This window comes from Thermoactinomyces sp. CICC 10735, assembly GCF_016055175.1.
Lineage (GTDB): Bacteria > Bacillota > Bacilli > Thermoactinomycetales > Thermoactinomycetaceae > Thermoactinomyces > Thermoactinomyces vulgaris.
This window is the reverse complement of record NZ_JAECVT010000002.1, coordinates 516,495-529,772: the sequence shown is the minus strand read 5'-3', so window position 1 is coordinate 529,772 and position 13,278 is coordinate 516,495. Positions and strand designations below refer to the sequence as shown.

The 13,278-nt window shown below is 47.6% G+C and carries 17 protein-coding genes; 15 read left to right on the top strand and 2 right to left on the bottom strand.

Features of this window, described 5'->3' with window-relative positions:
• The first annotated feature begins 28 nt into the window (after window positions 1-28).
• The 3 genes from I8U23_RS05925 (at window position 29) to I8U23_RS05915 (ending at window position 1,489) form a co-directional block, all read left to right on the top strand.
• Entirely contained in the window at window positions 29-730 is a 702-nt protein-coding gene (locus I8U23_RS05925) for a protein kinase family protein (RefSeq protein ID WP_049720476.1), read from the top strand.
• Window positions 723-1,148, top strand: coding sequence for a CoA-binding protein (locus tag I8U23_RS05920; RefSeq protein ID WP_062843091.1), 426 nt, complete (start codon window positions 723-725; stop codon window positions 1,146-1,148). Before I8U23_RS05925 ends, I8U23_RS05920 begins: the two co-directional genes overlap by 8 nt.
• Before the next feature lie 152 nt (window positions 1,149-1,300).
• Complete coding sequence (locus I8U23_RS05915) at window positions 1,301-1,489, top strand: hypothetical protein (RefSeq protein WP_037995676.1); 189 nt, start codon at window positions 1,301-1,303, stop codon at window positions 1,487-1,489.
• Between the two features lie 66 nt (window positions 1,490-1,555).
• Here the strand turns inward: I8U23_RS05915 and I8U23_RS05910 are convergent, their stop codons facing one another.
• Complete coding sequence (locus tag I8U23_RS05910; protein WP_049720474.1) at window positions 1,556-2,041, bottom strand: acyl-CoA thioesterase; 486 nt, start codon at window positions 2,039-2,041, stop codon at window positions 1,556-1,558.
• A gap of 485 nt (window positions 2,042-2,526) precedes the next feature.
• Here I8U23_RS05910 and I8U23_RS13715 point away from each other — a divergent pair, with 485 nt between their 5' ends.
• The 5 genes from I8U23_RS13715 to I8U23_RS05885 all read left to right on the top strand — a co-directional run bounded on the left by I8U23_RS13715 (window position 2,527) and on the right by I8U23_RS05885 (window position 6,163).
• Window positions 2,527-3,252: a tetratricopeptide repeat protein gene (locus I8U23_RS13715; RefSeq protein ID WP_037995671.1), complete on the top strand. Its 726-nt coding sequence runs from the start codon at window positions 2,527-2,529 to the stop codon at window positions 3,250-3,252.
• A 275-nt stretch (window positions 3,253-3,527) separates the two neighbouring features.
• Window positions 3,528-3,917 carry a DUF309 domain-containing protein gene (locus I8U23_RS05900; RefSeq protein WP_069201546.1) on the top strand — a complete coding sequence of 130 codons (390 nt, stop codon included), beginning with the start codon at window positions 3,528-3,530 and terminating at the stop codon, window positions 3,915-3,917.
• A gap of 165 nt (window positions 3,918-4,082) precedes the next feature.
• Entirely contained in the window at window positions 4,083-4,649 is a 567-nt protein-coding gene (locus I8U23_RS05895) for a Myb-like DNA-binding domain-containing protein (protein WP_049720472.1), read from the top strand.
• A gap of 39 nt (window positions 4,650-4,688) precedes the next feature.
• On the top strand, window positions 4,689-4,937 hold the full coding sequence (locus tag I8U23_RS05890) for a hypothetical protein (protein ID WP_037995669.1): 249 nt from the start codon (window positions 4,689-4,691) through the stop codon (window positions 4,935-4,937).
• Between the two features lie 941 nt (window positions 4,938-5,878).
• Window positions 5,879-6,163 (top strand): hypothetical protein, encoded by a 285-nt coding sequence (locus I8U23_RS05885; protein ID WP_037995667.1) that lies wholly within the window; start codon window positions 5,879-5,881, stop codon window positions 6,161-6,163.
• 47 nt (window positions 6,164-6,210) lie between these two features.
• Here I8U23_RS05885 and I8U23_RS05880 read toward each other — a convergent pair whose 3' ends face one another.
• A complete protein-coding gene (locus tag I8U23_RS05880) occupies window positions 6,211-7,293 on the bottom strand; it encodes an isocitrate/isopropylmalate family dehydrogenase (RefSeq protein WP_037995665.1) in 1,083 nt (360 codons plus the stop codon).
• A 130-nt stretch (window positions 7,294-7,423) separates the two neighbouring features.
• Between I8U23_RS05880 and nagZ the strand changes: the two genes are divergently transcribed.
• The 7 genes from nagZ (at window position 7,424) to I8U23_RS05850 (ending at window position 13,278) form a co-directional block, all read left to right on the top strand.
• A complete protein-coding gene (nagZ, locus tag I8U23_RS05875) occupies window positions 7,424-9,223 on the top strand; it encodes a beta-N-acetylhexosaminidase (protein ID WP_082240677.1) in 1,800 nt (599 codons plus the stop codon).
• 16 nt (window positions 9,224-9,239) lie between these two features.
• Entirely contained in the window at window positions 9,240-9,665 is a 426-nt protein-coding gene (locus I8U23_RS05870; protein ID WP_037995663.1) for a DUF948 domain-containing protein, read from the top strand.
• Complete coding sequence (locus tag I8U23_RS05865; RefSeq protein ID WP_037995662.1) at window positions 9,652-9,954, top strand: YtxH domain-containing protein; 303 nt, start codon at window positions 9,652-9,654, stop codon at window positions 9,952-9,954. The genes I8U23_RS05870 and I8U23_RS05865 overlap by 14 nt, the downstream gene beginning before the upstream one ends.
• A gap of 77 nt (window positions 9,955-10,031) precedes the next feature.
• Entirely contained in the window at window positions 10,032-10,379 is a 348-nt protein-coding gene (gene ytxJ / locus I8U23_RS05860; protein WP_037995660.1) for a bacillithiol system redox-active protein YtxJ, read from the top strand.
• Between the two features lie 26 nt (window positions 10,380-10,405).
• Window positions 10,406-10,540, top strand: coding sequence for a hypothetical protein (locus tag I8U23_RS13560; RefSeq protein ID WP_255347192.1), 135 nt, complete (start codon window positions 10,406-10,408; stop codon window positions 10,538-10,540).
• Between the two features lie 172 nt (window positions 10,541-10,712).
• Window positions 10,713-11,804, top strand: coding sequence for a bifunctional 3-deoxy-7-phosphoheptulonate synthase/chorismate mutase (locus I8U23_RS05855; RefSeq protein WP_037995658.1), 1,092 nt, complete (start codon window positions 10,713-10,715; stop codon window positions 11,802-11,804).
• A gap of 187 nt (window positions 11,805-11,991) precedes the next feature.
• The gene (locus tag I8U23_RS05850) at window positions 11,992-13,278 is read left to right on the top strand and encodes a hypothetical protein (RefSeq protein ID WP_198050823.1); all 1,287 of its coding nucleotides are present in this window, start codon (window positions 11,992-11,994) and stop codon (window positions 13,276-13,278) included.

Here is a 13,278-nt window from a genome sequence, read left to right as displayed (position 1 = left end):
GGGATATTATCGACAAGGGGCCAAGCCCATGAATCAGATCCGAAAGATTGAAGAAGCCATCGGGGAAATCATTTTCCACGCCCATCCGGAAAATGAACCGGTCACAATTGAGTATATTCCCCCCGCATTCAACCTGGTCGGTTACGGCACGGATGCAGTGGTCGTCAGCCATCCGGAATGCAAAGGCCGGGTTTTGAAGGTGTTTGCGGAGGGCCGTCTTCACAAAGTGGATCAAGAGTTTCAAGTTTACCAAAAGTTGAAGGGGTCCCCTTATTTTGCCCGTTGCTACGACAAAGGGGACAATTATTTGATTTTGAGTCATGAACAAGGGATGAACTTGTATCAGTGTTTGTGCGAAGGAGTTGAAATCCCGGAGCAGGTGATCATCGATGTGGAACACGCACGTCGTGAAGCGCGGTTCAAAGGGTTGAACCCGCGTGACATTCATTTGAAAAATGTCCTTCTGCAAAAAGGGCGCGGAAAACTGTTGGATGTTTCCGAATATATGAAACCGGGGAATGACCGGCGTTGGGATGCCCTGGTAGAGGCATATTACGAATTTTATCCGTTGATTAGGGGACGCAAAGTCCCTGTTTGGCTGCTGGAAAGCGTCAAAATGATGTATAACCGCAAAACTTCCTCCGCTTTTTCCGTCCGGGAGTTTGGCCGGAAGTTTGTCAAATGGTTGGGGGATACACAATCAGAGGGGAGTGCCGACGAAAATGTTTAAAAATCCTTCGGACGAAATCCGGAAAAAACTGCTCAAAGAGGCGAAAAATATTGCAGTGGTGGGTTGTTCCGACAATCCGGCCCGGACCAGTCACATGATTGCGGAAGCTTTGCAAAAGGCAAGCTATCGGATCTTTCCGGTGAATCCCAATTTAACCGGACCGGTGTTGGGGGAAAAACCATATGCCTCCTTGACCGAAATCAAAGAACCGATCGATATTGTCAATGTTTTCCGCCGCAGCGAACATGTTTTTCCGGTGGCCAAAGAAGCCGTGGAAGCCGGAGCGAAAGCGCTATGGCTGCAAGAAGGAGTGATCCATGAAGAAGCGGCGCGCTATGCCGGAGAAAATGGTCTGATTGTGGTGATGGACCGTTGCATCAAAGTGGATCATGCCATTTTAGTGGGAACAAACCGGTAATCAGGTGCAGGATTTAAGGAGTCCCGACCCGTCCGGGGCTCTTTTGATTTTGTCAATTCTCAAAAAAATTTGTCGAAAGATATCGTATTTTGATTCTATTTGTGTCATAATATAAAAAACAAGTTGTAAAAAACGGACGGGGTGATGCTCTCATGCAAACCATGAAGCTTTCGCAGTTAGTTCTTGTTGTGTCCCCTGAACTTTACGACTTATTGACGGAAACGGAGCGGAATGCGAGTATCATGGTTCACGGGAAGCTTTCAGACATTAACAAAGACGATATGAACCGGATTATCGCCCAAACCATTCAGTATCACCATGAATCTTCGGTTTACCATTGAGATAGATGTTTCGGATCAAAAAGGGATTCATCCCGTTGTGGATGAATCCCTTTTTGACTGCGGTTTTTATTCGATCGGCTCCATCTTTTGTTCATAAGCACGAATGCGATCTTTGACTTCCTCCGGAATCGGCTGGCTTTTACCGGTTTTGGGATCAATATAAACCACCGCGCCCCTTCCTGCGGCCGACAGCGTTTTGTTTTCGCCTGTCACCAATGCATATTCGAAGTCGGCACTGCTTTTTCCCAGACGGGAAATGCGGACACCGAGCGAAACTTTCTCCCCAAAATGAACTTGTTTTAAGTATTGGCATTCCAAGCTGGCGGTGACAATCACGCCTTGTGCGGAGCGTTGGGAAGCATCCAGCAGGCTCTTGGTCAAATCCAGCGCTTCCAGATAAGCGATCCTCCCGTATTCGAAATAACTGAAATAACTGACATTATTGATGTGTCCGAGTTGGTCCGTATCTGAAAAACGAACTTGGATCGGAGTAAAAAAGCGAAACTTTTCCAGCCATTGTTCCGGCGCTTGGTCCATCCAAGCAATTTTCATCTTCGGTTCCTCCTTGTCCGGAATCCAAAATAAGGAAATGAAAATAATGATGTAAAAAGGGATGAGGATAATAAAATGAGTATTTCTTCATTATAATAAAAATTTAGGCATAAATATATGAAATATTGATAGGATTATGTGAAAAATATTTAAATTAATTGCAGAAATAAAATAGTACTTATGATATACTAAACATGGAATTAATCGGATTATTTTGTTTGTTAGTGAACAAAGTGAACAGATTGCATGATGATTGTCATCTTTTCCATGAAATATTCTGCACCGGAAACGGCCAAGACTTTACCATCATCAAATGGCGGGATGGATATTTTTTTGGCATGCGTCAGGGAAGAATTCGGCATTCTTCATGAAAACCCTGGTTTTTCAGCCAATTTGGCCGGGGTTTGTTTTCTGTCATGAAGTGAATAACGATTCAGTGAGGGTTGATCATAGAACAGACTTCTTGGACTAAGGGGGAAACGAAAGTGGTTGGGCCGATGATTGATGTTGATTTTGTCTGTGAAAATGGAAAAAAGGGACGCTGGCTGGTCACGGGCAGTTACAGGAGAAACCGTTCACGGATCGAAAAAATGATTCAAGACAATCCGCGTGTGGAGGAATATTTGCTGTTGGCGGTTTTGGAAGCAAGAAAAGGTTATTGGAACCGTGCCCAAACCGCCGTGCAAAAGGCGTTGGAACTGGACGGGAATCACGCCGGGGCCAAACTTCTTTTGGCGCAAATTTTGGAAGCCAAAGGGGAACTGCGGGAAGCCGGTGTCATGTATCAGGAATGTTTTCACAGACACCGCCAATTCAGTAAAGGGGCCCGGGAGTATGCCCGTTATTTGATAACCCATACCGATTCGCTGACGCTTGCACAAAATGTTTTGTTCCACAGTCTGGAATGGAATCCGAAAGACGCGATTGCACACACGTTGCTGGCTGAAATTTATTTGTTGCGCGGCAAAACGGGACAAGCGTTATTGCACCTCCGATTGGCGGCTCAGTATTATCAGGCGAATCCACTTTATCATCAGCGCAAAGCCAAAGTGTTCATGGAGATGAACCGTTATGAGGAAGCGGCCGAGCAATTGAAGCAGGCGCTTCGGATGGACCCCAAAAACAAAATCATCCGCTCCCAGTTTGATATGGTGAAAAAAGCGACGAAAACGCCCAAGATTTTCTTTTTTTGGAAAAAATGGGTGATCTGAAAAGCGGTTTAAAATTGAAACAGTTTGAAAACATCTCTCGACATGATATCGACAAAATTCGGGGAGCGTGTTAAAATGTTCGTGTAAGTAAGGTTGACCTTCTTGCTTACGCTACCACGCTTCTTTTAACTCCTTAATCTTGACCCTCTTTCATGTGACCAGGAATTGCCTGGTCTTTTTTCTTTTGCCATTCGTTATGATGATATTGACATAAAGAATATACCCTGAAACGAAGAGAGATGAACACCAAACCGAACGGAAGGATTGAAAAATTTATGACATATCCCCCGCTTTATCTTCAGTTTTTCCGCCATTACCACAACGAAGAGTATTGGGAAGCCCATGAAGTGTTGGAGGAGTTATGGCAAACCCAGCGGCACAATGATTTTTATCACGGGTTGATTCAAATTGCGGCCATCATGCATCAGTTGAAGAGGGGAAAAGTACGCGGAGCCAGGAAACTGGCCATCAGTGCCCTCGGTTACCTGAAGCCGTTTGTCCCGCAAAAAGACGGCGTGGATGTGGCCGAAGTCGTCCGTTGGTTAAACGAATGTTTGCAAATTTTACCGGAAGGTGTGGAAAAAATCAGCCGGGAAGAGGTGAACCGGCTGGGCATTTTGCCGTGCAAGTTGCCGGGCGAACACGATTTTAACAACAACCGCTAAAAAAGATGTCGAAAAAAGGCTTGGGGAGTTGTCCGCTGAAACGGACAACTTCTTTGTTTATATAATTATCTTTTATAAATTAAACATAAAATTACTTGTTATTGACTAAATAATTACTAGGTGGCGTCTTCATCAACGAAACCGTCAGGAAAGGAGGATGGAGGAGTGAAGGGGAGACGATGGACTGAAGAAGAGGACCGGCTCTTAAAAGAGACGGTGTTGGAGGCCATCCGTCTTGGAGGAACGCAAATCGAAGCCTTTGAAAAAGTGGGGGAAAAGCTGAACCGGACTCCCGGATCCTGCGGGTTTCGCTGGAATGCAGTCGTCAAGCAACAAGATCCCCATTCATTTCTTGAGGCAAAGAGAGCGCGGGTTGCCAAGCAATTGAGGAAAAACAAAGAAGAACGATGTTCGTCGGTTGATGCGTTGATCCCGATGCTGAAAAAGCTGGAACAAGAAGAAAAGAGTCTGAAAGAACATTTGAATCATTTGAAGGATAAACGGAAAAAGCTCGACAAGCGTTACCGGATATTAAAAGAGGAAAATCGCGGACTGCGTGAAGACCGGGAATCTTATCAATGGTATCAGAAAGAAGTAAAAAACAAGTACCGGTATTTGTTGAATCTGTTGTCGGACATGGGGGCCAATCCCGTTTTTTCCGCAACTCTTCCTGCCGAAGATCACGCAGCGGTTCAAACGGAAGCCGAACACAAAAAAGAGACGACTTCATAAAATAATATGGCCAGATTTCAATGAAAAGAGGTGCAGCGTTTGTCCAGCCGTTCAAAGGAATCGCTTGATCAACAGTTGTCCAGTTTGGAAAACCGGTTGGAACAAATTCAGGCACAAGTGAAAGATTTGCTTCGGGAAAACCATAAACTGAAGACGGACTTGAAATTTTTCGAGCTCATGTTGCTGGAAGAGTATCATTTGTTGATTCAACTGTTGAACCGGGATCAAAATAAAATTTATATTCAATCCGCCCACGGACAAACGAAAAGGGACAAAAATTCAGAATAAACAAAAAGCGCCTTGGAAGAGGCGCTTTTTGTACTTTCATGCTGTCTGGAGAGGGCGGGATTATTTCTTTGGAAGGCATTCGGGTGATCAGTATTTTCCGCCACCAAAGCATCCGCCGACAAAGACGAAGATGGTGGCAATCACCAAGAGGTAGATCAAAAGTTGTCTCCAGCCGAAACCGCCGCAGTATCCTCCGCTCATTTGAATACCTCCTTTCAAGAAAAGGATTGCGACATCAGTGAATTAGCAATATCCGCCTTTTCCAAATCCTGATCCGACAAAGACGAAGATGGTGGCAATGACCAGGAGGAAGATCAAAAGTTGTCTCCAGCCGAAACCGCCGTAGTATCCGCTCATTTGAACACCTCCTTTCAAGGAAGATTCAAAGAATCAGCGGATCAGCAATATCCGCCTTTTCCAAATCCTGATCCGACAAAGACGAAGATCGTGGCGATGACCAAGAGGAAGATCAAAAGTTGTCTCCAGCCGAAACCACCGTAATATTCGCTCATCTAAAATCCTCCTTTGTGAATGGGGTTTACTGGTGAAATGGATGTTTTTTCACCAGTGCTGATTTACTTTATGCTCGGTGTTTTTCTTTTGTAAAGGCGAATATCTTTGCCGGGGAAATTGCCGGGGTCAAAGATTCAGATTCATGACAAACACAAAGATGACCGGAATGATCAGCAAGAAAAGAAGCAGATTGAGATATGGCGAATTTTGTCTGGATTTTGACGGGGAAAAGGACATGGCGGTTCTCCTTTCGAAAAGCGGCGTATCACTGATGTTTTTTACTATGAATTTATACAAATTTCGTCCAAAAGGTGTTAGGTGAACATCACGATTTTTGAAGATTGGACGTTTGGAGTGGGTCGCTTTGATAAGCAATTTGAATCAGGGGGGCATATAGTATATGGAGTTGCCTGTAAGGAGGAATGGAAATGACCGGAAAAGGACCATCCATGAAAGATCTTGCCCACATGATCAATGCCATTATGGGAAGATCGGTGTTGTCCGAAAGAAAAATGGAGCAGATCATGGAAGGGGCCAAACGCGCCCATGAGCGGGGTGGAATGGATGCGGTTTTGCAATACCTGATGAAAGTGACCCAGGCCGATGTCGATTTCGGGGAATTGAAAAGATTCGCCAACCAGGTGCAAAAAAATCCGCAAAAAGGACTGGACATTTTACAGGGAAAGAGAAGTTTGCCCCGCACAAAAAGGTAAATCTTTGCAAACACACCCGGTGAAAACCGGGTGTGTTTGCGTCTGGTTCAAAATCCTTGCAGGGTTGTCCATACTTCCAGTTTGGTTTGGACCTTGCTGATCACTTCATTGGTGAATTCCGTTGTGGTGGCGCTTCCACCCAAATCGGCGGTTCGGACTCCTTCCCGGACCGTTTCGATCACTGATTCATAGATGGCGCGGGAAGCGGCGCTGGCTTTGGGGTCATCCATATAGGTGAGCAAAGAGGCAGCGGCCAGGATCATGGCCATGGGATTGGCTACGTTTTTGCCGAACAGAGAAGGCGCCGTGCCATGTGGTGCTTCGGCCATGACCGTTTGGGTGTTGAAGGATTCGTCAAAGCTCATCAAGATCGATTCCGAACCGGCGATGGATCCAAACAATTGGAGAACCATATCGCTCAAACAATCTCCATCACGGTTTAATGCAGGAATGACAAGGGGATCGCCGGAGTTGTTGATGAGAAGGGCATAGGTCGCGTCAATCAGTTGGGGTTCGTAACGGACTTCCGGAAAGCGCTTGCTCGCTTCGTCCATTTCTTCTTTTAACATGCCTTCATAGACAGGGCTCACGGTGTATTTCGGCCCGCCAAACACTTTGGCGTTCATTTTTTTTGCGTGGCGGAAGGCAAATTCGGCAACGGCGCGGCAGGTTTTGCGGTCAATTTGTTCCGTCCGGAAAGCGATTTCATCCAAACCCTCACCTTCCCGCCATTCTTTGGCGCCGTAAGCGTCACCCACCGCCATGCGGATGACGGAAATCGGGGCAAAGGTTCCCGCAACGGGGCGAACTCCCGGGATTCTGCGACCGGTGCGGATGATCACTTTCCCGTCAATCTCTTTCCGCAAGATGGCATTGGGGCTTCCCACATCCCCTTTTTCTTCCGGAGTGATGGTGGCCGCTTTCAGGCCGAATCCCGTCCGTTTCATTGCTCGTGCCGCTTCATAAACGACCTCGTTGTTCGTATTTCTCCGGTTTTCAAGGCTCAAGTCAAACGTTTGAAATTCGAGACCCATTCCGATTACATTCGGATCCAAAACCCGCAATGCTTCATCCAACAGTTCTTGTCCGGTTTGGTCCCCTTTCATGACTACGATGGTTTTATGGCTCATGGATTAATCACCTCATTTAAATATTCCGTGTCTATTATACTCTTTCGAACTTTCAATAACTAGCAATAAATATTCTGACAAATTGAAAGGCAGGTGACATTCCTTTAAGTTCCGCCCGGGATTCAGTACAATGGAAGGGAGACAGGAAGAGGGAGAGATGGATTTGCGTCCGAAATATCTGAAATACATAAGTTTTTGTCTGGCGTTTTGTGTGGGAGCCGTTACGGCTTGTTCGCCCTCCTCTTCACCCGGATCCGGGGAAAAGCCGATGCCTGAGGCTTCCTCAAACTGGGTCGAGGAACAATTGAAAAACATGACCCTGGAGGAAAAGATCGGGCAAATGTTTATTGTCGGTTTCAAAGGAAAAGGCGACAGCGAACAAGCGCTCACCGTGAATGAACAAGCCAAAACATTGATTGAGGATTACCATGTGGGAGGCGTTATTTATTTTGACCGGAATGTAAAAAGTCCAAACCAGGTCGCAACGCTGAGCAATGATTTGCAAAAACTGGCACTTTCATCAGAAAGGAAAATTCCGTTGTTCATCACGGTGGATCAGGAAGGAGGAAAAGTGGCCCGGTTTAAGGAAGGGTTTACCGCTTTTCCGGGGAACATGGTTCTCGGAGCCACGCAAAATAAAGATTTGGCTTACCAAACCGGAAAACAAATGGGCAAAGAGTTGAGAGCCGTCGGTGTCAACTTGAATATGGCTCCGGTGTTGGATGTGAATAACAATCCGGAGAATCCGGTGATCGGTGTGCGTTCGTTTTCCGAAGATCCCGGGCTGACGGCTGAATTGGGAGCGGAATTGATCCGGGGATTTCATGACAGCGGCATCTACACGATTGCCAAGCATTTTCCCGGACACGGGGACACGGCGGTCGATTCCCATGTGGGACTGCCTGAGATTTCACACTCCATGGAACGCTTGAACCAAGTGGAACTGGTTCCCTTTAAAAAAGCCGTTTCGCAAGGGACGGATATGGTGATGAGCACGCATATCATCTTCCCTGCGATTGAAAAGGAGCCGGGGATTCCCGCCACGTTGTCCGAAAAAGTGTTGACGGGGCTGTTGCGAAAACAATTGAATTACGACGGCATCATCATCACCGATGACATGGAGATGGGAGCCATTGCGGAGAATTTCGGTACCCGCGAAGCGGTGGTCCGTGCCATCAAGGCCGGAGCGGACATTGTGTTGGTTTGCCATTCGCTTGAGCGGCAAACCCAATCCATCGAAGCGGTGAAACAAGCCGTCGAAAAAGGGGAAATTGACGAGGCGCGCATTGATGAGTCGGTTCGCCGGATTCTCCGTTTAAAAGCAAAAGACGCTTTTTTGAAACAACCGTATGCCGATGTTGAGAAAGCCACGGAGCTTTCCAACCGGCCCGAAGCGGAAAAAGTGGCCCGGCAAACCGCCGAGCAAGGGGTGACGCTGGTGAAAGATCCGGCACAACACATCCCGTTGAAGCCGGAAAATGCGAAAAAGCTGGCTGTGTTCACCGTGAATAAACCCCAGGCCATAGCGGAGGTTTTAAAACAAAACGGATATGAAGCTGATGTGAATTATGTCGATTCCCTGAAGAAAACGCAAGTTCCGGCTTTGGCGGAGAAGGCCGGAAATGCGGATGCGGCATTGGTCGTGATCAATCAGGTGAAGGAAAATCCGGCATGGATTGACTTGATTCAAACGTTACATGCCAAACGGATCCCGGTCATTGTCTGGGGAATGGATGTCCCCTACGGATTGGATCAATTGCCGGAGGGCGTCACATCCATTGCTTTATATGGATCGTCCCGTCCGCTGTTGGAAGCCGGAGCCAAAATCATGACCGGCGGGGTCCAAAGCCAGGGGCGTTTGCCGGTCACCCTGTCGAAACAATATCCGTTCGGCTGGCCAGAACAAGAAAACGGCAACCAGGGAGGATAAAGGAGGTGCTGACGGAGTGATTCTTGAAATCAGTGTGGCAGTGATGGCAGTGGCAGTCGTCGTCTTGGTCGTTTTTGCCGTTCGTTTTTTGATAAAAATCACCCAAACCATTGAAACCGTGCAAACCACCTTGAATGAAGTCAAAGGTCAAGTGACGGCCACCATTGACGAAACGCATTTAACGGTCAGAGAAACCAGGGGCTTGGTGGAAGAGGTCCGCAAGAAGACGGAGAAAACCGAATCGTTATTTCATGCGCTGGATGAATGGGGAAAAACCATGGAGCAGATCTCTGTCCGGGTGGATCAGCAAATCAAAGCCCATCAATCCCGGTACGGAAATTTGATCAGTGTCATCGGAACGGGAATTGAACTGGCCAAGCGCTGGAAACAGGATCGAAAAACCGATCAAAGCAAAGGAGTGAAAATCCGTGGCGAAGTGTAAATACTTTGTTGCAGGAGCTTTTATTGGTGCCGTGGTCGGAGCGGCGGTTGCCGTGTTGACCACCCCGCGCAACGGAAAGGAAATGCGTGAGGAATTGGAAAAAAATCTGGAATTGACCAAGGAAAAAGGAAAGGAATTTTATTATTCCCTCGTAAATGAACCCGTCGATTCCGTTTACAAGGACACGGAAAAAGAAGATTCGTATGAAGGATGGATGGAACTGCCTGCCCCGAAAAAACAGGAAGAGACCAAAGAAGAGCAAAAGACCGGGGAAGTTTCTCCGTCATAAAACGATATGCATGAGCCAACAGAATCCGTTGTTGGCTCTCTTTTTTAAAAAGAAAAGAATCAAAGGAGGCCTTCACATTGGAACCTTATGTTTTGATTGAAAACCGGGGGCAATTGGAAGAGGTACTGGCCGGATATGACCGTTTATTGTTGTTTAAACACAGCACCCGGTGTCCTGTCAGTGCGCAAGCTTTTGATGAATTTCAACGGTTTTTGAAGAATACGGATGCGGACCGGCGGGTCCCGGCTGCAGTTGTACATGTGATTGAACAACGGGAGGTTTCCGATGCCGTTTCAGAAAGGTTTGGCATCCGGCATGAATCCCCGCAAGTGATGTGGATCAAAGACGGAAAAGTGTGTTGGCACACATCCCATTCAAATATTACAGCGGAAAAGATCGGCCAAGCGGTCAGTGAACCCCGGTAAATAGCGGGTTCCGCCGGGGAAACCATGTGGCAAGCCCGTCAAAAGCAGAAAAAATCATCGCTTTCGGGATCAAAAAAGCAAGAAAAGGCTTGAAACGGGCAATCGGCCGGTGGGCGGAAATTTGCCGGCGGCCTTTATCCCCCACCATTTTTACGGAATGAGCGGTCAGGAAATGGACCGGGAACCGAATATTCCGGAAGAAACGGTGAAAACCCATTGGTTCCGGGCGCGGAAGGAAGTTGCTCCGGTTTCAAATTAACGGGTGACAATTCAGGCATTTTTCGTTATAATATCAAAAATTATTTTTAGGATGAGAAGAGAGGAGACAGACGAGTGAGTGATCAACTGCAAGTGTTAAGGAAACAACTGGATGAAATCAATCTGAAATTATTGGACTTGTTAAGCGAGCGTGCCCAAATCGCCAAGCAAATTGGCGAGGTGAAGAAAAAACAAGGGATCAACAAGTTTGACCCCGAACGCGAAAAAAACATGCTGAACACCTTGGTGAAACAAAACCCCGGGCCTTTTTCGGATGACACCATCCGCTATCTGTTCAAGCAAATCTTTAAGGCATGTCTGGATTTGCAACAAGACAACCAGAAGAAAGAATTGTTGGTGAGCCGGAAAAGAAAAGGAACGGATACGGTGTTGGATTTTGGCGGGGTGACTGTCGGCGGCTCCAGACGGCAAGTGATCGCCGGACCTTGTTCCGTGGAGTCGGAGGAACAGGTTTTTGCCGTGGCCAAAGCTTTGAAAGAACAGGGCGTCAAATTGATGCGGGGAGGCGCTTTCAAACCCCGGACATCGCCTTACGACTTCCAGGGATTGGGTGAAGAAGGCTTGAAAATCTTAAGGCGCGCAGCGGATGAATACGGGTTGAAGGTGATCAGCGAAATCGTAAGTCCCGTGGACATTGAAATGGCAGAGCAATATGTGGACGTGATCCAAATCGGTGCACGCAATATGCAAAACTTTGAGCTTTTGAAAGCGGCTGGTTCGGTCAAAACCCCGGTGTTGTTGAAAAGGGGACTGTCCGCAACGATGGAGGAGTTTTTGTTTGCGGCAGAGTATATCGTTTCCCGTGGAAATGACCAGGTGATGCTGTGTGAACGGGGAATCCGGACCTATGAAAAATGGACACGAAACACATTGGATATTTCAGCTGTTCCGATTCTGAAAAATGAATCGCATTTGCCGGTGATTGTGGATGTCACTCACTCAACAGGAAGAAGGGACATTTTGGTTCCCTGTGCCAAAGCGGCTCTTGCTGCGGGGGCAGACGGTGTCATGCTGGAAGTGCACCCCAATCCGGATGTGGCGTTGTCGGATGCCAAACAGCAGATCAACATCCCTCAATTTGAATCGTTTATGGGCGAGCTTAAAAGTTCCGGATTGTTGGAAGGCCAGTTGGTTTCGGCAACATAAGCGGGACGGCGTAAAAAAAGCGGACCGGCTTCACAGTCTGTCCGCTTTTTTTCGTGCAAATTTTTGATATGATGATCATGGTGGTGAAAATGAACCTTTAAAAGACGAGGATGCTGATCAAATATGTTGGACCGGATCACATCCCTTATAATAAAGAAGAACTGTGTTACAGGGGGAGGAACGTTTGTTGGATGTGAGGGAATATTTGGTGAGAGTGGACAGGAATCAGATTGGTCTGGATGAACTGTTCCATTTGCTGGTGAAAAACTTGTCTGACTGGACGATTGTTTACCAGACGGTGGGATCGGAGAGAAATCCTTTATTGTCCAAGGGGAATCAAAACAGTGACTATATTGTAGCTTTTACGGATCCTGAATCGGCGGGAGTGATCCGGGTGGATCAGCCTCAGCATTTGCAGATTGTGAGAGAACCGGCGCTTACGTTTTTGTTGAAAGCCTACCGGTCGCAAGCGGACGGGGTGATTCTCAATCCGGGGCAGGATTCGCCTCTGTTTTTGATCAAGCCGCATGTGCAGAAGTTGATTTATGCATATGCGGTTGAACAGTTTAAAGAGATGCCGGGCCCCTGGGTGCCGACCATGGATGATCAACTGTTATTGGTGGAGTACCAAAAGGGGCAATATTCCGTGGCGGTTTATTTAAGTGAACAAGATGCGCAATATGCCACGCAAAGGTCGGGAGGACAGGCTGTACAGCATTCGTGGGAAAAAATTGAAGAGCGTTGCCGTGAATTGGGGGCGGCGGCTCCTTACTTCCATTTTGGTTTGCCGGAGCAGGGACTGTTATCGCCGGAACATGCCGCAGTGATTTTTTCCGGGCTCCGTCAGAAGTTGCCTGAACGAGACGAAACCGTTGAATCGCCCGAACGTTTGCCGGCGTCCAACCAACTGCCCGAACCACTGCCGCAGCCTCCCGAACCCGTCGGCAATCCGCCCCAAGAAACCGCTCCTTCCAATCAGGAGCCGGAGCGTGGGCAACCCCAACCCGTGAGTCCGGAGCCGGTTCCCCGGAAGCCGGTCGATCCGGATGTGGCGTTGGGCTTGAAAAAGTTGGAGAGAGCCACGATTGAAGGACAGGGAATGGGAAATGGCTGGGAAGTGTGCCGGGCGATGGCGGAGTTGCGCAGAATTTGGGTTGTGGTGGATCCGGACGGAAATATGGTGATTTTGGCCGGACAGGATCAAAGCCCGATTGTGGACTTTTTCACTTCGGCTGAACACGCCGAGCGCTTGATCAAAGAAGCCCGTGAAAAAAACCCGAATTTGCCGCCCATGGTTCCGAGATTGATTTCGACGAAAAAGCTGTACCGGGCTTTGGCGCCACGCCAGCCGATTGTCTGGATCAACCGGGGATCCCCGGAAGCATGGACAAGTATTATGGGAGACACCTTGCCATATGTGCTACAATTAATGTCACAGCTTCAGGATGGAAAGAAGCAACCTGGTAAAAACTAA

What these genes read in the sequence shown, in the direction of transcription:
- I8U23_RS05925 (WP_049720476.1), top strand. Translation starts at nt 29, where the DNA reads ATGAATCAGATCCGAAAGATTGAAGAAGCCATCGGGGAAATCATTTTC.
- I8U23_RS05920 (WP_062843091.1), top strand. Translation starts at nt 723, where the DNA reads ATGTTTAAAAATCCTTCGGACGAAATCCGGAAAAAACTGCTCAAAGAG.
- I8U23_RS05915 (WP_037995676.1), top strand. Translation starts at nt 1,301, where the DNA reads ATGCAAACCATGAAGCTTTCGCAGTTAGTTCTTGTTGTGTCCCCTGAA.
- I8U23_RS05910 (WP_049720474.1), bottom strand. Translation starts at nt 2,041, where the DNA reads ATGAAAATTGCTTGGATGGACCAAGCGCCGGAACAATGGCTGGAAAAG.
- I8U23_RS05900 (WP_069201546.1), top strand. Translation starts at nt 3,528, where the DNA reads ATGACATATCCCCCGCTTTATCTTCAGTTTTTCCGCCATTACCACAAC.
- I8U23_RS05885 (WP_037995667.1), top strand. Translation starts at nt 5,879, where the DNA reads ATGACCGGAAAAGGACCATCCATGAAAGATCTTGCCCACATGATCAAT.
- I8U23_RS05880 (WP_037995665.1), bottom strand. Translation starts at nt 7,293, where the DNA reads ATGAGCCATAAAACCATCGTAGTCATGAAAGGGGACCAAACCGGACAA.
- nagZ (WP_082240677.1), top strand. Translation starts at nt 7,424, where the DNA reads ATGGAAGGGAGACAGGAAGAGGGAGAGATGGATTTGCGTCCGAAATAT.